This window comes from Neisseria sp. P0008.S004, from assembly GCF_051962755.1.
GTDB lineage: Bacteria > Pseudomonadota > Gammaproteobacteria > Burkholderiales > Neisseriaceae > Neisseria > Neisseria subflava_A.
In genome coordinates this window covers 187,954-209,944 of record NZ_JBQCUZ010000001.1, presented here as the reverse complement: position 1 = coordinate 209,944, position 21,991 = coordinate 187,954, and the positions used below count along the sequence as shown (strand labels likewise).

At 50.9% G+C, this 21,991-nt stretch carries 20 protein-coding genes and 2 pseudogenes; 12 read left to right on the top strand and 10 right to left on the bottom strand.

The annotated features are described in order from the left end of the window. Complete coding sequence (locus ACTHSW_RS01000; RefSeq protein WP_003683708.1) at positions 1–426, top strand: F0F1 ATP synthase subunit epsilon; 426 nt, start codon at positions 1–3, stop codon at positions 424–426. A gap of 373 nt (positions 427–799) precedes the next feature. Here ACTHSW_RS01000 and ACTHSW_RS00995 read toward each other — a convergent pair whose 3' ends face one another. The 5 genes from ACTHSW_RS00995 to ACTHSW_RS00975 form a co-directional block, all read right to left on the bottom strand. After that, a complete protein-coding gene (locus ACTHSW_RS00995) occupies positions 800–2,512 on the bottom strand; it encodes a flotillin family protein (protein ID WP_004519001.1) in 1,713 nt (570 codons plus the stop codon). 212 nt (positions 2,513–2,724) lie between these two features. Then, entirely contained in the window at positions 2,725–3,390 is a 666-nt protein-coding gene (locus ACTHSW_RS00990; protein WP_070459759.1) for a YqiJ family protein, read from the bottom strand. Positions 3,391–3,480: 90 nt separating this feature from the next. Further along, the gene (locus ACTHSW_RS00985) at positions 3,481–3,924 is read right to left on the bottom strand and encodes a hypothetical protein (protein WP_070459756.1); all 444 of its coding nucleotides are present in this window, start codon (positions 3,922–3,924) and stop codon (positions 3,481–3,483) included. A 1-nt stretch (position 3,925) separates the two neighbouring features. Beyond that, a complete protein-coding gene (locus tag ACTHSW_RS00980) occupies positions 3,926–4,594 on the bottom strand; it encodes a PspA/IM30 family protein (RefSeq protein WP_070459753.1) in 669 nt (222 codons plus the stop codon). Between the two features lie 53 nt (positions 4,595–4,647). Then, positions 4,648–5,148: a hypothetical protein gene (locus ACTHSW_RS00975; protein ID WP_107768670.1), complete on the bottom strand. Its 501-nt coding sequence runs from the start codon at positions 5,146–5,148 to the stop codon at positions 4,648–4,650. A 181-nt stretch (positions 5,149–5,329) separates the two neighbouring features. Between ACTHSW_RS00975 and polA the strand changes: the two genes are divergently transcribed. The 3 genes and pseudogenes from polA to ACTHSW_RS00960 all read left to right on the top strand — a co-directional run. Further along, positions 5,330–8,125, top strand: coding sequence for a DNA polymerase I (gene polA / locus ACTHSW_RS00970; RefSeq protein ID WP_107768671.1), 2,796 nt, complete (start codon positions 5,330–5,332; stop codon positions 8,123–8,125). 41 nt (positions 8,126–8,166) lie between these two features. Next, the gene (locus ACTHSW_RS00965) at positions 8,167–9,279 is read left to right on the top strand and encodes a hypothetical protein (RefSeq protein ID WP_070459744.1); all 1,113 of its coding nucleotides are present in this window, start codon (positions 8,167–8,169) and stop codon (positions 9,277–9,279) included. Between the two features lie 324 nt (positions 9,280–9,603). Then, positions 9,604–9,789, top strand: a pseudogene (locus ACTHSW_RS00960) (DUF2339 domain-containing protein); the annotation flags it as partial. A gap of 96 nt (positions 9,790–9,885) precedes the next feature. Here ACTHSW_RS00960 and uvrD read toward each other — a convergent pair. Together uvrD and gap are read right to left on the bottom strand one after the other, a co-directional pair. Further along, entirely contained in the window at positions 9,886–12,093 is a 2,208-nt protein-coding gene (gene uvrD, locus ACTHSW_RS00955) for a DNA helicase II (protein WP_440373741.1), read from the bottom strand. Between the two features lie 100 nt (positions 12,094–12,193). Next, complete coding sequence (gene gap, locus ACTHSW_RS00950; protein ID WP_003682614.1) at positions 12,194–13,222, bottom strand: type I glyceraldehyde-3-phosphate dehydrogenase; 1,029 nt, start codon at positions 13,220–13,222, stop codon at positions 12,194–12,196. Positions 13,223–14,003: 781 nt separating this feature from the next. Between gap and ACTHSW_RS00945 the strand changes: the two genes are divergently transcribed. The 8 genes and pseudogenes from ACTHSW_RS00945 (at position 14,004) to ACTHSW_RS00910 (ending at position 19,982) form a co-directional block, all read left to right on the top strand. Next, positions 14,004–15,539 carry a sodium-dependent transporter gene (locus ACTHSW_RS00945; RefSeq protein ID WP_083290018.1) on the top strand — a complete coding sequence of 512 codons (1,536 nt, stop codon included), beginning with the start codon at positions 14,004–14,006 and terminating at the stop codon, positions 15,537–15,539. Continuing rightward, complete coding sequence (locus tag ACTHSW_RS00940; RefSeq protein ID WP_036472778.1) at positions 15,539–15,631, top strand: methionine/alanine import family NSS transporter small subunit; 93 nt, start codon at positions 15,539–15,541, stop codon at positions 15,629–15,631. The genes ACTHSW_RS00945 and ACTHSW_RS00940 overlap by 1 nt, the downstream gene beginning before the upstream one ends. Positions 15,632–15,863: 232 nt before the next feature. Further along, positions 15,864–17,336 carry a magnesium transporter gene (mgtE, locus tag ACTHSW_RS00935; RefSeq protein ID WP_070459695.1) on the top strand — a complete coding sequence of 491 codons (1,473 nt, stop codon included), beginning with the start codon at positions 15,864–15,866 and terminating at the stop codon, positions 17,334–17,336. A 100-nt stretch (positions 17,337–17,436) separates the two neighbouring features. Beyond that, a pseudogene (locus ACTHSW_RS00930) lies at positions 17,437–17,580 on the top strand (FAD-dependent oxidoreductase); the annotation flags it as partial. A gap of 67 nt (positions 17,581–17,647) precedes the next feature. Then, entirely contained in the window at positions 17,648–18,106 is a 459-nt protein-coding gene (locus ACTHSW_RS00925; RefSeq protein WP_070459692.1) for a methyltransferase family protein, read from the top strand. Between the two features lie 114 nt (positions 18,107–18,220). Beyond that, positions 18,221–18,838 carry a thiamine phosphate synthase gene (gene thiE / locus ACTHSW_RS00920; protein ID WP_070459686.1) on the top strand — a complete coding sequence of 206 codons (618 nt, stop codon included), beginning with the start codon at positions 18,221–18,223 and terminating at the stop codon, positions 18,836–18,838. Positions 18,839–18,880: 42 nt separating this feature from the next. Beyond that, the gene (thiS, locus tag ACTHSW_RS00915) at positions 18,881–19,075 is read left to right on the top strand and encodes a sulfur carrier protein ThiS (RefSeq protein ID WP_070459683.1); all 195 of its coding nucleotides are present in this window, start codon (positions 18,881–18,883) and stop codon (positions 19,073–19,075) included. 118 nt (positions 19,076–19,193) lie between these two features. Continuing rightward, positions 19,194–19,982: a thiazole synthase gene (locus ACTHSW_RS00910; RefSeq protein WP_049332237.1), complete on the top strand. Its 789-nt coding sequence runs from the start codon at positions 19,194–19,196 to the stop codon at positions 19,980–19,982. Positions 19,983–20,053: 71 nt separating this feature from the next. Here the strand turns inward: ACTHSW_RS00910 and ACTHSW_RS00905 are convergent, their stop codons facing one another. From ACTHSW_RS00905 to tsaB, 3 genes are read right to left on the bottom strand one after another with little or no spacing between them, the layout of a single operon-like run. Then, on the bottom strand, positions 20,054–20,821 hold the full coding sequence (locus ACTHSW_RS00905; protein ID WP_070459679.1) for a uracil-DNA glycosylase family protein: 768 nt from the start codon (positions 20,819–20,821) through the stop codon (positions 20,054–20,056). After that, positions 20,815–21,258: a ribosomal protein S18-alanine N-acetyltransferase gene (rimI, locus tag ACTHSW_RS00900; protein WP_070459676.1), complete on the bottom strand. Its 444-nt coding sequence runs from the start codon at positions 21,256–21,258 to the stop codon at positions 20,815–20,817. The genes ACTHSW_RS00905 and rimI overlap by 7 nt, the downstream gene beginning before the upstream one ends. Beyond that, positions 21,255–21,929: a tRNA (adenosine(37)-N6)-threonylcarbamoyltransferase complex dimerization subunit type 1 TsaB gene (gene tsaB / locus ACTHSW_RS00895; RefSeq protein ID WP_070459674.1), complete on the bottom strand. Its 675-nt coding sequence runs from the start codon at positions 21,927–21,929 to the stop codon at positions 21,255–21,257. The genes rimI and tsaB overlap by 4 nt, the downstream gene beginning before the upstream one ends. Positions 21,930–21,991: the final 62 nt, after the last annotated feature.

Here is a 21,991-nt window from a genome sequence, read left to right as displayed (position 1 = left end):
ATGAGCACCATGCAAGTTGAAGTGGTCAGTAGCGAGCAAAACATCTATTCGGGCGAGGCCAGCTTTGTGGTGGTTCCGACCGTTCAAGGTGAGCTTGGTATTTATCCACGACACGAGCCGATTATGAGTTTGGTACGCCCCGGCGCATTGCGTTTGACTGTTCCGGGTGAAGCTGAAGAAGTACTGGTTGCCGTTTCCGGTGGCGTTTTAGAAGTACAGCCTGATAAGATTACCGTATTGGCAGACGTTGCCGTCCGCAGTACAGAAATGGATCAGGCGCGTGCTGAAGCAGCTAAAAAAGCAGCCGAAACAGGTGTTTCTGAAGCTAGAGACGAAAAATCTTTGGCTGAAGCGCACAAAGCATTGGCAGCCGCCATTGCCCAGCTGAAAACTTTGGATTACCTTCGTTCGCAAAAAAACAAGTAATGTGGGTTCATCAAGAAAAAGCACAACGAAATGTTGTGCTTTTTTATTTATCTGAAGATAAGTGGCTTGATATTGAAATGTCGATAGATGAGTAGATGGCAAGTTTGAAATCGAAACGGTAGAACAGGTTTTTATGATTAAATTATTGGTGGATCATTATTGAAGTAGTTAGCCTTGTGATTCACATTTAAAATAGTCCACCCAATCTTTTTTATCCTCAAAAAATAGATTGGATGATTCCTAATTTATTGCTACTACAACAGATCTGAATTGATCAGTATTGAAAATATTAGAATTTGTGGAAGCTCTTGTATAAACAAAAGGCCGTCTGAAAAGTTTCAGACGGCCTTTAAACCATTATGATGGCATTCGTTTATGATTGGTCGATGGTTTTATCAAGTCCTTGGGTCAGGCCGTTGATGTCGCCACCATTTAGCCCCAACTCTTTCAAGAGACCGTCAACCAACGGAGCTTGGCTGCGGTAGCGCAGTGCGCTGTTGACCATTTGGTCTGCAAGGCTGGCTTGTGTGGTCTGGCCGTCTGAAACACCTTCCGCACCGTTTGCACCACCGGCAAAGCCACCCAGACCATTGACTTGCAAAATCTTGATGTCTTCGATTTTTTCCATTGGGCGGACGGATTCGCGGATGATGTCAGGCAGATGTTTCAAGAGGGCAAGGCGGACTTGCATTTCAACCTGTTCAACGCTCAGGACGTTGGCAGCTTCGTTCACAGCGCGGGTACCTTCGGCGTCAACCTTGTATTGTTGCTCTTGCGCTTGCGCCAACAGAATTTTGGCATCGGCCTCACCTTTGGCTTGCAGGCGGTGTTTTTCGGCTTCGGCTTCGGCGGCAATACGCACGGCTTCAGCGCGGTCTTGTGCAGCTTGTTTTTCAGCTTCGGCGGCAACAGTGAGCGAAATCGCATCTTTTTGCGCGGCTTCTTCTGCGGCAATCAGTTCGACCGCTTTAGCACGCTCGGCGCGTTCGGTTTCGCGTACGGTAATCACGCTTTCTTCTTCACGAACAGCTGCGGCACGGGCTTTGTCGGCTTCGGCTTTGGCTTCGGATTCGGCGCGTGATTTTTCGGCAACGGCGATGGCGCGGTCTTGCTCGGCCAATTCGATGGCTTTGCGGCGTTCAACCTCTGCCTGTTCAACGGCTTGGGCTTTTCTAATGTCTTCGTTTTTAATATCGCGCTCGGCGGCAATGCGTTTCAAATCCACTTCGCGTTCAGCGGCAATTTTTGCTTCTTCCGCTTCACGTTTTTTCTGAGATTCTTGTTCGGCAATGCTGGCCTCTTGTTCGGCGCGGCGGACGGCAATTTCACGCTCTTGTTCGAGTTTGGCGTATTCTTCTTCGCGCGAGATTTTCAGGCGTTGCTGCTCGGCTTCGAGGTTTTTGGTTTTGATTGCCAAGTCGGTGTCTTGTTCGATTTCGTTACGTTTTTTGCGGCGGCCTTCGATGGTTTCGGTCAGTTTGGTCAAACCTTCCGCGTCAAAGGCGTTTTGCGGGTTGAAGAACTCAAAGCTGGTTTGGTCGAGGCCGGTCAGGGAAACGGTTTCGAGTTCGAGACCGTTTTTAAACAAATCTTCGCTCACGACTTGCTGTACTTTCTGAACGAAATCAACACGTTTTTCATGCAGTTCTTCCATGGCCATTTCGGCGGCAACGGCGCGCAGGGCATCAACGAATTTACCTTCGACTAGGTCTTTCAGCTCATCGGGAGACATGGTTTTCATACCCAGCGTTTGTGCGGCGGTCGCAATGCTCTCGGCGCTGGGTTTAACGCGGACGTAAAATTCAGCCATCACGTCAACGCGCATACGGTCGCGGGTAATCAGCGCTTGTTGGGCAGCGCGGCGCACTTCAAGGCGCAGTGTATTCATGTTGACGGGGATGATTTCGTGCAATACGGGGAGCACCATCGCGCCGCCATTCATGATGACTTTTTCGCCACCAAAACCGGTGCGGACAAATGAGACTTCTTTGCTGGCACGGCGATACAGACGGGTCAGGATAAGGCCGAGTACAAACAGCGCGACGAGTATGACGCCGGCGATAGTGCCGATGGAGACCAAATTCATGGTTTTTCCTTTCTTCTTGTTAATATGCCTTTTGGGGCGGTGGATTCAGAAGGCTTTGAGAGAAAGAGGCCGTCTGAAAGGGTTAAAAATATGGGTTGAAATAATAGAGTGGTTGTTCTTCTATATTGTTATTTCGGATTTCTAGATGGTGAGGATAGGGCGGTAAAGTATCTATTTTTACCGTATCGATAAATCAGCGGTTTCAGACGGCCTTAATCTACCAAGCTGCCGCTCGGATTCAAAATTGCCTTAAATGTATTTCCGTCCAACGACACCAGCAATACCGCATCGCCTTGTTTCAATACATCTTCAGAGTCAGGCTCTACCATCACATAATGCTGTTGGCCGTAAGCATCTTTCACGCGCACCTGCGCCGCATTACCTACCCGAGCTTCGCCCAGCACCACTGTGCCGACGCGGCCGATTAAACTTTCTTGCGAAACGGCAGTGGTTTCATCTTTCGGCATAATTTTGTACAAACCGCTAGCCGTCACTCGCACTAAGGGCAGGGAAAGAAACCAAACGATGACTGCTGCCAGCGTGCCATTCAGATAGCTGCCGAATACAGTGGCAAAGGCCGTCTGAAACAGATAACCCGTCAGTCCGTATACGGCAAGAAATACCACCATCAACATCAACACCGGGATACGTCCGACATACAGCCAGCTCAGGAAACGCACGAATATGCCTGCATCCGCCACATCCAATCCAACCTCGGCGTGCGCGGTTTCGGTCAGACTGTCGGGCAACAGGTTGTCCAACCAGTCACTGATACCGCCTGCCAGCATGGAAATGACTTCCAACACACCGAGCAAAATCATCAGCGCAATGGCAATGCCGAAGATTTCAGTTTCGGGGGCGTTGATTAAATTCCACATATTGCATTTCCTTATTCTTTTTGATTTTTTCTTTATGGGATTTGTATTTTGAATAATACATTTTTAATGTTGGTGGGGTTTGTTTGGATTTTATCTACTTAATATAAGTAAATCTAAAAGCATCCACCCCCAAAAGATATATGCAATCCAAAATAAACGGTATTTGAAGAAGTTTTTAAACTTTATTTGAGTTAGGCATTTCTTCTCCAATAGATCTAAGAGTTTTTGCTGCTCTTGTTTGTCACAGTTTTCCAAGATTTCGGTTTTTAATAATTCTATGGCTTGTTCAATAGAAACTTTCCGTCCATCTGCAATTAATTTGTCTCCATATTTTGTCTTCACGTCATTCATAATAATAACAGCATAGAATCCCATAATTAAAATAGCAGCAACTATTGCGGGTATGGGGTGATTATCACTAAGAGACCAAACCGCGATAGTTGATAACAGCAACCATGCAGCATGGTGATTCAACATCTTATGGCGGTAAGCAATCTGCTCAGCAAGCTCATAAATCTTATTAACAAAATTCATCTTATTTCCCTGCTTTCAATGCCGCCAATCTTTCGGCAATGCGGTGGTTGCGGCTTAAGTCTTCCAGTTCTTTCAGCTTGGCCAACTGCGCCGCATCGGTGCTGCTGTGTACCGAGTTTTGGCGACCCATCACACGGTCGAAGGCATTGCCGCTTTTTTCGGCATCACGGGCAATGCGGTTGAGGTCGCTGCCGTTGCCGCCGACTGTTTTGCCTGTGCCCATGCTTTGCTGTGCGGCACGCCAGTCTTGCAACTGCTGCTGCATCTCGCGTTTTTTCGCCTGCAGGGCGGCGATAAAGCCTTCGAGCTCTTTTTCTTGTGCGGCACAATCGGCAATGGTGTTTTCCAAGATGGGCAGACGCGCTTCGATGTCCATCTGTTCGGCGATACCCGCTTCGGCAAGATCATCGCGACCGGCATCTACGGCGGCTTGCAGATTGGCATCGATGGCTTCGTGGCGGTTGCTTTCATCGGCCATTTTCTTGGCGGCAAGATGTTTCTGTGCCAACACTTTGCCCAATTCAGCACGCACTTCATCTACTGCGCGCTCAATTTCGCGGATGCTTTCGTTCATTACCGCTTCAGGCGCGAGGTTTTCCGCCGCATCAATCAGGGCATGAAAACCGCCGCTTACCAGACGGCCTACTCGGCGGGATAGGGTTTCGCTCATTTGGATTTTCCTTTCACTAAAATGTGTTTGTTTCATTTGGTATGGCGGCAGCCTTAAATTTCATTTGCCTGCTGCACAATCTTTGCCAGTTTCAAAGTATTTTCAAGCTGTTGCAGCACGGTATCGTCGTATGCCGCGCCTTTGCCGGTTACGGCGAGTTGCAGGATGCTGTCGGTAAGGCGGACGATGCGCCACATCAGTTCGCGCTCGTATTTTTTCAAATCGTCTAGGTCAGCTTCTGCTGGCAGATCGGCGGCGAGTGTTGCGCCTAAGTCGGGCAGTTGTTCAAACAGCCTCGCCACGATATGCGAATGCACTCCAGCCTGTTTTTCAGCGTGCAAGATTTCGTGTTTTGCTGGTTGGAAAAACTGCTCTTGCGCCGTCAGTGCAGAGCCGTAATCGCGTGTCTGCGTATGCGCCAAGCGCGCCAGCTTGAGCAATTCGCGGATTTTTTCAGACGCTGTATTCGCACCTTCAATTTTGAGTTCGGCAATAAAATCAGCATCTTCCTGAGTGATGCGCACACTAATTGGGATACGGTTCGTTGCATTCATATTCGTCTGCTTTGATTTGTATTCATTTGAATACAAATATACAAGATGGGATTCTGAGGCGCAATACCTGAAACCGTATATTTATGTAAACATCAGGCTGTCTGAAACTTGATTTTCGGTTTTCAGACGGCCTTTTCCTTTATAATCCGTACATTATTTTCATACACACAGCAGGTTCTCCATGTCCAACAAACCCACACTCCTTCTCGTTGACGGCTCTTCTTATCTTTACCGCGCCTATCATGCCATGGGGCAGAATTTGTCTGCGCCCGATGGTGCGCCGACGGGGGCGATGTATGGTGTGTTGAACATGCTGCGCCGGCTGCGGGCGGATTATGTGCATGAATATTGCGCGGTGGTGTTTGACGCTAAGGGCAAAAATTTTCGCCACGAGATGTTCCCCGACTATAAGGCGACGCGCCCGCCGATGCCGGACGATTTGCGCCCTCAGGCGGAAGCCTTGCCGGATTTGGTGCGCCTGATGGGCTGGCCGGTATTGGTGATTCCGCAGGTGGAAGCGGACGACGTTATCGGCACTTTGGCTAAGATGGCTAGCGAAGCAGGGTGGAACGTGGTGGTATCTACCGGCGATAAGGACATGGCGCAGTTAGTAAATGAGCGCGTGACACTGGTGAACACGATGAGCGGCGAAACGCTGGATATTGAAGGCGTGAAGGAAAAATTCGGTGTGCGCCCCGACCAAATCCGCGATTATCTCGCGCTGATGGGCGACAAGGTGGACAACGTGCCGGGTGTGGAAAAATGCGGCCCGAAAACTGCGGTGAAGTGGCTGGAAGTCTATGGCTCGCTGGCTGGTGTGATGGAACACGCTGCCGAAGTCAAAGGCAAGGTGGGAGAAAACCTGCAAGCTGCTTTGGAACAACTGCCGCTGTCGTATGATTTGGTAACGATTAAAACCGATTTGGATTTGCACACCGAGCTTTCAGACGGCCTCGAAAGCCTGCGCCGTACTACGCCTAAATGGGCGCAGCTGGTTGTCGATTTCAAACGCTGGGGCTTCCGCACTTGGCTGAAAGAAGCGGAAAGCCGTATGCACGAAGCGGTGGACGGCGATTTGTTCGGCAGCGATACGATAGGCGAACAGGCGGCGTTGGACATGGAAACGTCGTCTGAAAAAATCATAGAACATGCCCCCGCCCCCGAAAAGTTGGATTATCAAGCCGTTACCACCGAAGCGCAGTTTGCCGCTTTGTTGGACAAACTGGCGCAGGCGGACACAATCGGCATCGATACGGAAACCACTTCCCTAGACGCGATGAACGCCGCGCTGGTCGGCATCAGCATCGCGTTCCAAGCAGGCGAAGCGGTTTACATCCCCGTAGGACACAGCCTGACTGCTGCGCCCGAACAACTTGATTTGCAAGAAGTATTAGGCCGTCTGAAACCGCATTTGGAAAATCCTGCCCTGAAAAAAATCGGGCAAAACCTCAAATACGACCAACACGTTTTCGCCAACTACGACATCGCCCTGAACGGCATTGCCGGCGATTCCATGCTTGCTTCCTATATCATCGAGAGCCATCTCGGACACGGCTTGGACGAATTGTCCGAACGCTGGCTGGGCTTGGAAACCATTACCTACGAATCGCTGTGCGGCAAAGGCGCGAAACAAATCGGTTTTGCCGACGTCGCTATCGGGCAGGCGACCGAATACGCCGCACAAGACGCAGATTTTGCCCTGCGCCTCGAAGCGCACCTGCGCGCGCAAATGGACGACAAACAGCTTGAAATGTATGAAAAAATGGAGCTGCCTGTTGCGCAAGTATTGTTTGAAATGGAACGCAACGGCGTACAAATCGACCGCGCCGAACTCGCCCGCCAAAGCGCAGAACTCGGCGCCGAACTGATGAAGCTCGAACAAGAAGCCTACGCCGCCGCAGGCCAGCCGTTCAACCTCAACTCGCCCAAACAGCTTCAAGAAATCCTGTTCGACAAAATGGGCATCCCCACCAAAGGACTGAAAAAAACTGCCAAAGGCGGCATTTCCACCAACGAAGCCGTGCTCGAACAGCTCGCGCCCGATTATCCATTGCCCAAAATCATCCTGCAAAACCGCAGCCTGGCAAAACTCAAATCCACTTACACCGACAAACTGCCCGAAATGATTTCGCCCAAAGACGGTCGCGTGCATACCACCTACGCTCAAGCCGTCGCCATTACCGGCCGCCTCGCCAGCAACAACCCCAACCTGCAAAACATCCCCATCCGCACCGCCGAAGGCCGCCGCGTGCGCCGCGCCTTTACCGCACCGCAAGGCAGCGTCATCGTTTCCGCCGACTATTCCCAAATCGAGCTGCGCATCATGGCGCACCTCTCCGGCGACAAAACCCTGATTACAGCGTTCCAAAACGGCGAAGACGTACACCGCCGCACCGCCGCCGAAGTGTTCGGCATTGCCCCTGAAAACGTCTCGTCCGAACAACGCCGCTACGCCAAAACCATCAACTTCGGCCTCATTTACGGCATGGGCCAATACGGCCTCGCCAAATCATTGGGCATCGACAACATCTCCGCCAAAAACTTTATCGACCGCTACTTCGCCCGCTATCCCGGCGTCGCCGAATACATGCAGCGCACTAAAGAACAAGCCGCCGCGCAAGGCTTCGTCGAAACCCTGTTCGGCCGCCGCCTCTACCTGCCCGACATCCACAACAAAAACGCCAACGCCCGCGCCGGAGCCGAACGCGCCGCCATCAACGCCCCCATGCAGGGCACCGCATCCGACCTCATCAAACGCGCCATGATAGACGTGTCCCGCTGGCTGGTTTCAGACGGCCTGAAGAGCAAACTGATTATGCAGGTGCATGACGAACTGGTGTTGGAAGTACCCGAAGCCGAACTGGATTTAGTCAAAGAAAAACTGCCGCAGATTATGGCGAAAGTGGACGAAGGGATGTTGAACGTGCCGCTGGTGGCTGAAGTGGGCGTGGGTATGAATTGGGAAGAGGCACATTGATAAACTATAAATTTATTATTTTGAATAAGAAAGAATTTTCTATGAATGTCTTATTGTATGTAATTATCTATCCTATTTTAGCAATTGCATTATTTTTTATATCAAATTGGTTGGGTAAACATTCTTATTCTCTTGGCTATCATAAAATTGATTTTATTGTAGATAGAGAGGACTCTGCTGCTTTTAATTTTTCTCTAAAGGTACTTACTCCTGCAATTTTTATTATTTTAATATCTGCAATTCTTTATAGTTTTCAACTCGATAGATTCACAGAAAGTATTTACATAGTTACTATTTACTCTGTTTTATTAAGATTATTTATTAATTTGTTCATGGGTAGACTGCATATCCTAGATTGGAAGCTGCAGATATTTTATGCAATTACTATTAGCATTGTTAGTTATTTTGTATACGTTAAGTTAATCTTACCTAAAAAACCATTGATTCCAGATTTTAATACTATTTCTAATGAGTTATGGATAATAATTGGTTTGTTTATATTTAATATCATAAATAAAATTGAATTGCCCGAAGCTAAGAAAAAAGAAAGAATCTCAAAATATATAGCTATTAAATATAAGAATTTTATCTCTTTGTATGATAAATATATTAAATCTAATCTTGAGGATGGCTTAGAAAATATTTATAAAAAGGTAGAGATTGCAAAAGAATGGGATACAAACAATAATGATTTTAGAATTAATAATCTTAAGTTTCTTCAATTGGTTGTTTATTCTATAATGATATTTGAAGATTTTAATAGACCAAAGAATGCTAGATTGATTGAAAATTTTGTAGCTAAGCATAGCCCTAGGGAAATAACGCTAGGTATCATGCAGGTAAAAACGGATAAATTAATCACTGATGAACAAAGTATATCGTTAGGTATTGATAAAATAATAAATTCATTCTATGGATATTTAGTTGAATATGTTCAATCAGATTATAACTATTCTAGAGACTGTATAGATTTAATATTAGAAGACTATAATTTGGGTGAGGAATATTCTGGCTCTGTAAAAAATATATGTGATATTTTATCAATAAAAATTTACCAGGAAGACTTTATTGATATATGGTTTGATAATCTTCAAATTATGAAAAAGGGTAATGTTAAGCTAGTAATTGGAGGTCGAATACTTCAATTTCGATAAAAGTTGCAATAATATCAAAAGTATTTGAATTCAAACATATCCAAGGTCGTCTGAAAACCTTTCAAGGTTTTCAGACGATGTTATATTCAACATGACTAGATTTTAAGAATTTGATTTAATGGCAACCACCATTTCAATGGGTGTAATTAAAAAATAATTATGGTATCGAAAATAAAAAAATGAATAGAATTGGTAACATAAGATGGATTTTTTACTTGCTTGTTTTTTAATAGCTGTCGCGATTTTTCTTTTCAGACTTATGCGACGGAGTACAGATTAAAAAATCTGCTCCTGACCATATTTCTGATTCTGAAATAGCATTCCTACTGGATGACAGGCGCGACGCTGATGGGCATCGTAGTCGTCAAACTCTTCCTGATCGAGCTTTCCAACAGCGGCGGTATTGAGCGCATTGCCTCCTTCATCATTGTTGGCCTGCTGCTGCTTCTGGTCGGCTGGTTTGCCCCCGTTCCGCCCAAAGCAGAAAATGATGGCGAACACAAAGCCTAATCATTAACTTCAAATAAAAGGTCGTCTGAAATTTTGAGTTTGATTCGTAGGCAAAGCCCACGCTACGGGTTTCAGACGACCTCTGTCATCTCCCTTCTACATCTCTTCCAGTTTCGCAAACTTGGTATCCAGCTCTTTCACGCCCTGTTTGCCGAAGTTGATGGTCAGTCGGGCGGATTCGCCTTTGTCCACGGCATCGATGATGACGCCGGTGCCGAATTTGGCGTGGCGGACGTTTTGGCCGATGCGGAAGCCTGCGTAGGTTTGCGGCTGTTTGAAGTCTTCGATGATTTTGTCCCGTTGTACGGCGGTTGGGCGTGTATTGCCGTAGCTGTCGTAGGCGGGTTTTTTGACGGACAGATAGTGCAATACTTCGGGCGGGATTTCTTCGACGAAGCGGGAGACGATGCCGAATTGGGTTTGTCCGTGCAGCATGCGTTGTTGCGCCATGGTGATGTAGAGGCGTTTGCGGGCGCGGGTGATGGCGACGTACATGAGGCGGCGTTCTTCTTCGAGGCCGCCGCGTTCGGCAAGGCTCATTTCGCTGGGGAAGCGGCCTTCTTCCATGCCGGTGAGGAAGACGGCGTTGAATTCCAAGCCTTTGGCGGCGTGGACGGTCATGAGTTGGACGGCTTTTTCGCCCGCGCCTGCTTGGTTTTCGCCGGATTCGAGGGCGGCGTTGCTGAGGAAGGCGAGGATGGGGAAGGCGGGGTCGTCTGAAATGTTGTCGGGCAGGATTTCGAAGTTGCTGTCTTCGGGTTTGAACTCGATGGCGGCATTGACGAGTTCGTCGAGGTTGTCGAGGCGGTCTTGGTTGTCGCCTTTTTGGGTTCGGTAGTGTTCGGTCAGGCCGCTGTCTTTGAGGATGCCGACGATAATTTCGGGCAGGGGCATTTGTCCGACTTGGTTGCGCAGGGCTTCGATGAGGCGGATGAAGGCGGCGACTTTGGCGGCTTTTGCGCCGGCGTTGCAGGCTGCCTGCCAGAGGGTGATGCCTTGTTCGGTTGAGGCCGTCTGAAGGTTTTCGATGGTGCGTGCACCGATGCCGCGTGGCGGGAAGTTGATGACGCGCAAGAGGGCGTTGTCGTCGTCGGGATTGACGGCGAGGCGCAGGTAGGCGAGCGCGTGTTTGATTTCTTGGCGTTCGTAAAAGCGCAGGCCGCCGTAGATTTTGTAGGGGATGCCGCTGCGGAACAGGCTTTGTTCGATGACGCGGGATTGGGCGTTGCTGCGGTAGAGGACGGCGATTTCGTCCAAATCCCAGCCTTCGCGTTCGAGGGCTTTGGTTTCGTCAACGATGAATTGGGCTTCTTCGAGGTCGGTAAAGGCGGAGTAGTAGCGGATTTTGTCGCCTGCTTCGGCGTCGGTGCGCAGGTTTTTGCCGAGGCGTTCGTCGTTGTTTTCGATAACGGCGTTGGCGGCGGCGAGGATGTTGCCGACGGAGCGGTAGTTTTGTTCGAGTTTGACGGGCGCGTCGATGTGGAACTCTTCCATCAGCGCGGTCATGTTGCCGACGTGCGCGCCGCGGAACCGGTAGATGCTTTGGTCGTCGTCGCCGACGGCAAACACTGCCGCGTTGCCGCCCGCCATGAGTTTCAGCCAGGCGTATTGCAGTTTGTTGGTGTCTTGGAACTCGTCGACCAGAATGTGATTGAAGCGGTTTTGGTAGTGTTGGCGCAGGATTTCGTTGCTTTGCAGCATTTCGTAGCTGCGGAGCATGAGTTCGGCAAAATCGACTACGCCTTCGCGTTGGCAGATTTTGTCGTATTCGGCGTAGCATTCAATCATGCGGCTTGTGTGCGGGTCGGGCGCGCTCAACACGGAAGCGCGCAAACCGGATTCTTTTTGCGCGTTGATGAAGCCTTGCAGCGAACGCGGCGCGATGATTTCTTCGGCGATGTTGAGGCTTTTGAGCAGGCGTTTGATGAGGGAAAGCTGGTCGCCGCTGTCGAGGATTTGAAAGGAAGAGGGCAAACCGGCGTCGCGGTGGTGCAGCCGTAGAAAGCGGTGGCAGAGACCGTGAAACGTGCCGAGCCACATGGCGCGGACGTTGATGGGAATCATTGCGCCAAGTCGGGTTTGCATTTCTTTGGCAGCTTTGTTGGTAAACGTTACCGCCATAATGCTGTGTACACTTGCCTGACCGGTTTGCAACAGCCATGCGATGCGCGTGGTCAGCACGCGGGTTTTGCCGCTGCCCGCGCCCGCCAGCACAAGGGCGGATTGCGGCGGCCAGGTTACGGCGGAAAGTTGTTCGGGGTTTAAGCCTTGCAGGAGGTTGGGGGCGGATTCGTTGGGAAACATGAAGAGGCCGTCTGAAAATAAATGGGAATGCGATATTTTAAAGGAAATACAAAAGGCCGTCTGAAAAGATGTTTCAGACGGCCTTTGTGTTGGAAGCCGATTAGAACGGACGTACTTCCAAACCGAACATACGGCGCGCGGTGTTCAGCATTTGGCAGCTGAAGCCCCACTCGTTGTCGTACCATGCGAACACTTTAACCATTTTGCCTGCGGTGACTTTAGTCAGCGTAGAGTCGAATGTGCTGGCTTGGGTAGTGTGGTTGAAGTCCATAGAAACCAGCGGCAGGGTATTGTAGGCCAATACGCCTTTCAGACGGCCTTCTTCGGAAGCGGCTTTCATCAGCGCGTTGATTTCTTCGGCGGAAGTGTCGCGGCCTGCTTGGAAGCTCAGGTCAACCAGGGAAACGTTGACGGTCGGTACGCGGATGGCGAGGCCGTCGAGTTTGCCTTTCAGGTCCGGCAATACCAAACCGACGGCTTTTGCAGCGCCGGTTTTGGTCGGAATCATGTTTTCCACACCGCTACGCGCACGGCGCAGGTCTTTGTGGCGTACGTCGGTTACGGTTTGGTCGTTGGTCAGCGCATGGATGGTGGTCATCACGCCGTTTACGATACCGATGTTTTCGTTCAATACTTTGGCCACAGGTGCCAGGCAGTTGGTGGTACAAGACGCGTTGGAGATAACGGTCATGTCGTCGGTAATCACGTCGTCGTTTACGCCGTAAACGATGGTTGCGTCTACGTCATCGCCGCCGGGAGCGGAAATCAGCACTTTTTTCGCGCCGCTTTCCAAGTGGATTTTGGCTTTCTCTTTGCTGGTGAACGCGCCAGTACATTCCATTACCAGGTCAACGCCCAATTCGCCCCATGGCAATTCGGCTGGGTTGCGGGTAGAGAAGTAAGGGATTTTTTTACCGTCGATGATGAGGTGTTTCTCATCGTGGGAAACTTCAGAGTTGAAGCGGCCGTGAACAGTGTCAAATTTGGTCAGGTGGGCGTTGGTCTCGATGCTGCCGCTGGCGTTGATGGCAACGATGTCGAGTTGGTCTTGCAGTTTGTAGTCAAAAATAGCGCGCACTACTTGGCGGCCGATGCGGCCGTAGCCGTTGATGGCAACTTTGATACCCATGGCTTTTCCTCTTCTTTTGGGTTTGGGTTTGGGTGGGGAGTGAATGGTGGCAATTATAGCAAAAATGTAGTGCTGTGTAATTAATGTTTTATTGAAAATTTTAGGTTCGATTATTTTTAATTGTAGATGATTAGAGTAGAAATACAGGTTTAAATTTAATGTTATTTAATATTTTTTGAAATTTCATTTTTTATTAATTCTGTTTTTAGTGTTTTATGCTCGTTTTAAATCATGGTAATGAATGAAACGGGAAAAGGCGGATTGTTTTTGTTTATATTAAACAGAATTTGAGTGTGGCTTTTGATTACAACATACAACAGTGTAATTTTCAGACGGCCCGGGTTTAATCGAGCAAAAGGAAAAGACCGTCTGAACATTTTTGATGACATGGAATTTAAACGCCTTGGATTCCCGGTTTTCCTTGCCGGATAAGGGGAGGGCGGTTTTTAGCAAAGGGGAAAATTGTCGGAACAAGGGAGGGAAAAACGGTGGATTGAGCTGTGTTTGGGGGTTATATAAATAAGTGTATGAAGGTTTTAGTCGTAGTGTATGAAGATTTTGCTTGTGATTTTAATTTAATTATGACTTGTCAACACTGTTAAATTTTTTTACGATAAGGTCAGATTATGTTTGCATGGCCATAAGCGGTGCATCCTCTATACCGGATATTATCCTTGTCCGAATATCTACTTTAACCGACCGGCTTGCCCGGCCTGATTCCTAAATATATACGCGCAAGGCTGAACGGCCTTGGCGGCACTCGACTTTTAAGAGGTTCATCGTGTCAAATTCTCAATCCAGCGAACGCGCGACGTTTAGCAGTCGCCGCGCCTTTATGTTTGCTGCCATCGGCTCGGCCGTGGGCTTAGGCAACATTTGGCGATTCCCTTACATCGCTTTCGACAACGGCGGCGGTGCTTTCGTCCTCCCTTACTTGGTTGCGCTGTTGACGGCAGGTATTCCGCTGTTGCTGCTCGACTACGCCATCGGCCACCGTTACCGCGGCTCGCCACCTTTGGCTTTCCGCCGCCTCGGCCGTTTGTTTGAGCCGATGGGTTGGTGGAACTTCCTGACCAACGTCATCATCTGTATCTACTACGCCGTGATTGTCGGCTGGGCGGCAAGCTATGCCTATTATTCTTTGACTTCGGCATGGGGTGCAGATCCGCAGGCATTCTTCTTCAAAGACTTCCTGCAAATGGCCGATGCCAAAGACTTGGGCTTGGATTTTGTCGGCAAAGTAGCCGGTCCGCTGATTGCCGTGTGGGTGTTTACGCTGGCGATTATGGCTTTGGGCGTACAAAAAGGCGTGGCCGGTTCATCTACATTCTTCATGCCTTTGTTGGTGGTGATGTTCGTCATCATGGTGGGCATTGCGCTGACTCTGCCGGGTGCGGCAAAAGGTTTGAACGCTTTGTTTACGCCTGACTGGAGCCGTTTGGCGGATCCGAAAGTCTGGGTAGCCGCATATGGCCAGATTTTCTTCTCGCTCTCCATCTGCTTCGGCATCATGATTACTTATTCTTCTTACCTGAAGAAAAAAACCGACTTGGGCGGTACTGGCTTGGTTGTCGGCTTTGCCAACAGCAGCTTTGAGTTGCTCGCCGGTATCGGCGTATTTGCCGCATTGGGCTTTATGGCTCAAGCCGCAGGCAAAGAAGTCAGCGAAGTGGCATCCAACGGTATCGGTTTGGCGTTTATCGCGTTCCCGACCATCATTAACCAAGCCCCTATGGGTGCGTTGATCGGCGTGTTGTTCTTCGGCTCTCTGGTGTTTGCCGGTGTCACTTCGATGATTTCCATCGTTGAAGTGATTGTGGCTGCGATTCAAGACAAAATGAACATTGGCCGTGTCAGCGCAACGCTGATTGCAGGCGTGCCAATGGCAATTATTTCTACCTTGCTGTTCGGTACGACTACCGGCCTGCCTGTGTTGGATGTGTTGGACAAATTCATCAATACCTACGGCATTGTGGCTTCCGGTTTTATTTATGTTTTGGCGATTGTCTTGTTGAACAAGCTGCCGGAACTGCGCAACCACTTGAACGCGCTGTCTTCCATCCGTGTCGGTAAAGTGTGGACTGCCAGCGTGGTGGTTACCGTCGCTATGCTCGGCTATATGCTGTATCAAGATACTGCCAGCCTCTTAAAAGAGAATTACAGCGGCTATCCTGACAGCTTCCTCAATATCTTCGGTTGGGGCATGGTAGGCACTCTCTTGGTATTGTCCGTCCTGCTATCTTTCTTGCCGTGGAAACATGGTCAGAACTTCAACGTCAAAGACGAACATGAACACGAACGTGAAGGAGACGAATAATGAGTACTTCAGCCATTATTATGATGCTTGTCGCATTGATCGTCATTTGGGGCGGATTCATCGTCTCCGTCCTGCGCCTGCCTAAAGAATAAGGTTTGAGCAAATGAAAAGGCCGTCTGAAATTTAAATTTCAGACGGCCTTTCCCGTTAAAAATGGTAAAACGGCCTAAAAAAGAGTAGAATATGGACCGTTTACAACTCTGCGCCTCTCAGCAGGCTTGAATTATGGACCTTCCCAGTTCGTCTTTGAACTTCCCATCTGATACACAACAACAATAATCATCCCGCCGAAATGCCTTCCCGCGTCTGGCGGGCGGAGCATTTATGAGCATCGAACAAACCCCTCCGAATCTCGACAATATCCCCGACAATGATGTGGTAGAAGACCGCATTTCTGACGATCGCATCTCTGACGATATCGACCGCATCCACGCCTTATGCGAAATCCTTGAGCCGTCATTTGAACAAATCGAAGCAGGCATGCCGATTGAAGACGAAAGCCTGTGCGACAAGTTCACCGAGCTGACCGTCCTCTTGGCCGAGTTGCACCCTGCCGACGTGGCCGCCGTCTTGGAATCTCTGCCACCGCGCGAGCGTAACATCGTTTGGCTTTTGGTCGCCCCTGAAGACGACGGCGAAGTGTTGCTGGAAGTATCCGACTCCGTACGCGAAATGCTGATCGAGTCCATGGACAAAGACGAGCTGTTGGCCGCTGTCGATGATTTGGACGCAGACGAATTGGCAGAACTGGCAGACGACTTGCCGCACCAAGTGGTGTACGAAGCGCTGCAAACGCGTGATGAAGAAGAACGCGAGCAGGTCAAAGCGGCGATGTCTTACGAAGACAACCAAGTCGGCGCGATTATGGACTTTGAATTGGTCAGCATCCGCGCCGATGTGACGTGTGAGGTCGTGTTGCGCTACTTGCGCCGTTTCGACAGCCTGCCCGACCATACCGACAAGATTTTCGTGGTCGATGAAAACGACGTGTTGCAAGGTGTGCTGCCCATCCGCAAACTCTTGGTCGCCGACCCCGAAGACATGGTGGCGGACGTGATGGCCACCGATGTCGTGCGCTTCCGTCCCGAAGACGACGTGGAAGAAGCGGCGCAGGCGTTTGAACGTTATGACTTGGTAACCGCGCCGGTTGTCGATGAAAACAAAAAGCTGATCGGCAGGATCACCATTGACGAAATGGTGGACGTGATCCGTGAAGAATCCGAAGCCGACATGTTTAACATGGCCGGTTTGCAAGAAGAAGAGGACTTGTTCGCCCCGATTTGGGACTCGGTGAAAAACCGCTGGATGTGGCTTGCCATCAACCTGTGTACCGCCTTTATCGCTAGCCGCGTGATTGGCGCATTTGAAGGCAGTATCGAGAAAATCGTCGCACTGGCTGCGCTGATGCCCATCGTCGCCGGCATCGGCGGCAACTCCGGCAACCAAACCATCACCATGATCGTCCGCGCCATGGCGATGGGACAAATGACCAGCACGCAGGCAGGCCGCCTGCTGAAAAAAGAAGTCGGCGTCGCCCTCGTCAACGGCATTATTTGGGGCACCGTGATGGGCGTGATTTCATGGCTGCTCTACGGCAACATCGGCATCGGTTTGGTCATGGTGGCCGCGATGACCTTGAACCTTTTGCTTGCCGCGACCGTCGGTGTCCTCATTCCCGTCATGATGGACAAAGCCGGACGCGACCCGGCATTGGGCAGCTCGGTGCTGATTACCGCGGTCACCGACTCCGGCGGCTTCCTGATTTTCTTGGGATTGGCAACCATATTCCTGTTGTAATAGGAAAAAAGGACGTGTTCGACACGTCCTTTTTCAAACCGTTTAAAAGGCCGAGACCTTTGCAAAAAAGCCCTTCCCCCCAACAGCCGAAACCTAAACACAGATTTTCGGCTGTTTCCGCCACGGTTTCATGATTTCCCCTGCCGTAACCGCCGCCGCCGTCAGATTGGCAGTGGCACTGTTTGACGGAAAAGACGCGCCCGAACGTGATGAAGAAAGCGGTTTGGCGTATATTGGAAAATAAGCTTGAGGTAAAATAAGCTTTAGTTCGTCTGAAAACGTCGCGCCATCAGTTTTATAAAGGTAACAATATGAATTTAGAAACCAAAATTCCGCCGCCGGCGATATGTTTTATTTGTGCGTTGTTGATGTACATCTCTACCCAAGTGTCGGCGTTAGCCGACATATTGCCGCGCTTTCCTATATTGCTGTCGGTTGTTTTCATGGTGTTTGGGACTCTGTTGAGCGTATTAGGTGTGTGGGCGTTTCGCCGTTTGCGCACGACCATCAGCCCGCTCCACCCCGAACAAACCGAACACTTCGTTTCAGACGGCGTGTACCGTTTCAGTCGCAATCCGATGTATGCGGGTCTGGGCTGCTGGCTGGTCGCCTGGGCGGGCTATTTGGCGCACCCGCTGCCGTGGTTGTTTTTGGCTGCATTTGTTGCCTATATGACACGCTTTCAAATCATGCCCGAAGAACGCGTTTTGGCGCAGAAATTCGGTGCAGAGTACGAGTCTTATTGTCGGCGCGTCCGCCGTTGGTTATAAAAGCGAAAGCTTCCCATCAAGTATCGCCCCTCTTCTGCTCTACGGCATGAATGCGAATACTCGATGTTTTTAGACAACCTTTATTGCTCCGTAAGAAATGAAAAAGGACACCCCATGACCTTCCCGCCCCTAAAATCCCCGCTCAAATTCTACGCCGTCGTTCCCACCGCCGATTGGGTGGAGCGCATGGTCGAAGCAGGTGCCGACACGGTGCAACTGCGCTGCAAAACCCTGCACGGCGATGAATTGAAATGCGAAATCGCCCGCTGCGTCGCCGCCTGTCAGGGCAGCCGTACGCAGCTTTTCATCAACGACTACTGGCGCGAGGCGATAGAAGCGGGCGCATACGGCGTACATCTCGGACAGGAAGACATGGACACCGCCGACCTTGCCGCCATTACCGCCGCCGGTTTGCGCTTGGGTTTGAGTACGCACTCCGTCGCCGAACTCGACCGCGCTTTGTCCGTACACCCCAGCTATGTCGCCAGCGGCGCGATTTTTCCGACTACGACCAAACAAATGCCAACCGCCCCGCAAGGTTTGGACAAACTGCGCGAATACGTCAGACAGGCACGCGGCACGCCCGTCGTCGCCATCGGCGGCATCGATTTGAACAACGCCGAAGATGTGCTTGCCACCGGCGTTTCCTCGCTCGCTGTTGTTCGCGCCGTGACCGAAGCGGAAAATCCCGAAGCGGTGGTTAAAGCGTTTCAGGCTTTGTGGAATGAATGAGGCCGTCTGAAAATAAGAAGTCTGACAAGAGGAGCAAACATTATGAAGATTATATTGAACAATGAAGCCATCACATTAAACGGCACAACCGTTGCCGACCTTATCGCCCAAACCGCGCCGCAAAAGCCGTTTGCCGTTGCCGTCAATACCTATTTTGTCGCCAAAGGCGCGTATGCGGAAACGGTTTTAAACGAAAACGACAAAGTGGACATTGTGCGCCCCGTAGTCGGCGGATAAGCAGTTTGCAATCAATAGGTTGGGTATTTGCGCTCGACTTTTGCCTGTTTGAATATCGGGCAGGGTTGCCCGATTGCCTTATGCTTAAAATCTAAAAAATATTACAAAGGAATCCATCATGTTTACCCTATACGGAGAAACTTTCCCTTCACGGCTGCTGCTCGGTACGGCTGCTTATCCGACGCCGGAAATCCTCAAGCAGTCTGTTCAAATCGCGCAACCGGCGATGATTACCGTTTCGTTACGCCGCGCCGGCAGCGGCGGCGAAGCGCACGGGCAGGGCTTTTGGTCATTGTTGGAAGAAATGGGCGTACCTGTGTTGCCCAATACCGCAGGCTGCCAAAGTGTGCAGGAAGCCGTAACTACTGCACAAATGGCACGCGAAGTGTTTGATACCGATTGGATCAAGCTCGAACTCATCGGCGATGATGACACCTTGCAGCCGGATGTGTTCCAACTGGTTGAAGCGGCGGAAATTCTGATTAAAGACGGCTTTAAAGTGCTGCCTTATTGCACCGAAGACCTGATTGCCTGCCGCCGACTGCTTGACGCAGGCTGTCAGGCGTTGATGCCGTGGGCGGCGCCGATTGGCACGGGTTTGGGCGCGGTTCATGCTTATGCGCTGAAAGTCCTACGTGAACGCCTGCCCGACACGCCGTTGATTATCGACGCGGGTTTGGGTTTGCCTTCGCAGGCGGCGCAAGTGATGGAATGGGGTTTTGACGGCGTGTTGCTGAATACCGCCGTTTCCCGTAGTGGCGATCCGGTCAATATGGCACGCGCTTTTGCGCTTGCGGTCGAGTCGGGCCGTCTGGCTTATGAGGCGGAACCTGTGGAGGCGCGTGAGAAAGCGCGCGCCAGTACGCCGACGGTGGGCCAGCCTTTCTGGCATTCGGCGGAATATTGATACACATTAGGGCGTGTCGAACACGCCCTTTTTTATTGGTAAAAAACCTGATTTCAGGTTGAACAGAATGTTCAGACGGCCTTGGTCAAAAGCTGTTTCAGTGGCTTTAAGATTTGCCATGCCTGCGCTTTGAGTTGCGGCTGCATCAGCAGGCGGGCGGGGTGGGGAATGACGAAATGCGGCCGCTTCCCGCACAATTCGTTCATCAGTCCAATCATGTCGGGGCTATCAAAGATTTTGCCGAGAAACAAGACTGCGCGCGCTTGCGAAGCGGTCAGCTCGTTTTGCATTTCGGCAAGTTCGGAGCGGATGTGTTCGGCATCGGGGAGAGCGGTAAATACGGGCGCGGTTTTGACCCATGCGGTTTTGTGCGCCTGCTCGGGTTTGAGGCCGATAGCAGCGAGGATGTTGTCGAGAAGCGTGCCGACATCGCCGCTAAACAGCGTACCGTGCAGGCTGTCTTCGGTGGACGGGCAAATGCTGACCACCATGATTTCAGACGGCCTGATGGTTACGTCAAGACGGGGCAGATTGTCTGAATGCGCGGCTTTTTCTGTTTTTGCCGGTGTTTCGGCAATGGCTTTGGGTGCTGCTTCGGGAACGCGGACAGCAGGTTTGGCCGTTTGTGCAGTGGCAATGGCGGCAGTGCGTGCCCGATGGGCGCCTGCGGATAAAGTGCGCACGGCTTGCGCGGTATCGGCAGCAATGGCTTTGGGGCGGACGGGTGCGGCTGATGCTGCGGCTTGAGGCGCGGCATGGATGATTTTGGCGTTTTGGTTCAGCCACATCGGGCCCAAACCCAAGGCTTCGTGCAGGTGCAGGTAGCGGCTGCTTAACATGATTTCTCCATCAATACGGCATCTTCGCTGCCACCGTCGGGCAGGGCGTAGTAGTTTTTGCGGCGGCCGCAGGTTTGGAAGCCGTGTTTGCGGTAGAGCTGTTGCGCGGTTTCATTGCTTGCGCGGACTTCGAGCAGCAATCGGGTTGCGCCTTGCTGTTGCACTGCGTTTTGCCAGTGTTGCAGCAGGGCGGACGCAATGCCTTGGCGGCGGTATTCGGGCGCGACGGCAATCAAATGTAGCTCGGATTCGTCAAATACGGTTTGCCACACGATAAAGCCGGTAATTTGGTTGTCTGCCTGTCTGAGCCAAATGCTGTCGGGATGGTGTTGAACAGCTGATTCAAACTGCTTCACCGTCCACGACGAAGGATTGCCTTGTGCGTCGATGGCGGCAAGGGTGGGGCAGTCGGCAAGTACGGCTGGACGCAGGTTCACGGTTTGGCCTTTTGTTGGGCTTGCTCTTGCGCGGTCAGGGCAATTTTGTTGCGGACGTAGAGCAGCTCGGCGTGTGCCGCGTCAGTAGCAACATAGCGGCCGCTGCGGGCAAGTTTAAGATAGTCGGTGGCGGTCGGCATATCGGCTTGACCGTCAAAAGGCGGTTTGTCGGCGAGGGCAAAGGCGTTACCGATGCCGCCGCTAGGCGTTTTGCCTTCGGGCGCGGTAATGGTGGCGGCTTTGCCAACTGTGTAATCGCTCAAGCGGACATGGTTTTGCGTATCAAACCATGCGTAGAACACTTCGCCCATGCGTGCATCGGTGGCCGCCAGTACGCAGCTTGATGGCGGCAGCAGCGAAGCGGCGGCATCGAGGCAGGGAATGCCGATCATGGGCGTGTCAAACGGCGTGGCCAAACCTTGTGCAACCGCCGCGCCGATACGCAGGCCGGTAAATGCGCCGGGGCCTTGTGCATAGACGATGTAGCCCAAATCGGCGGCAGTGATGCCTGCTTCTTTAAAGAGGCGCTCGATTTGCGGCAGGATTTGTTCGGATTGCTTGGTGCCGACATTTTCGTGAAACAGGCGGATTTCGCCTTGATGTTCCAATGCGATGGACAGAAAGGATGTGCTGGTGTCGATGGCAAGAGTCGGGCGGTTGTCGGTTGGCATGGTGTTATTTTTTAGAAGGATATGGGTTGCCATTATAGTGGAACGGCGAGAGGGAACAAAGC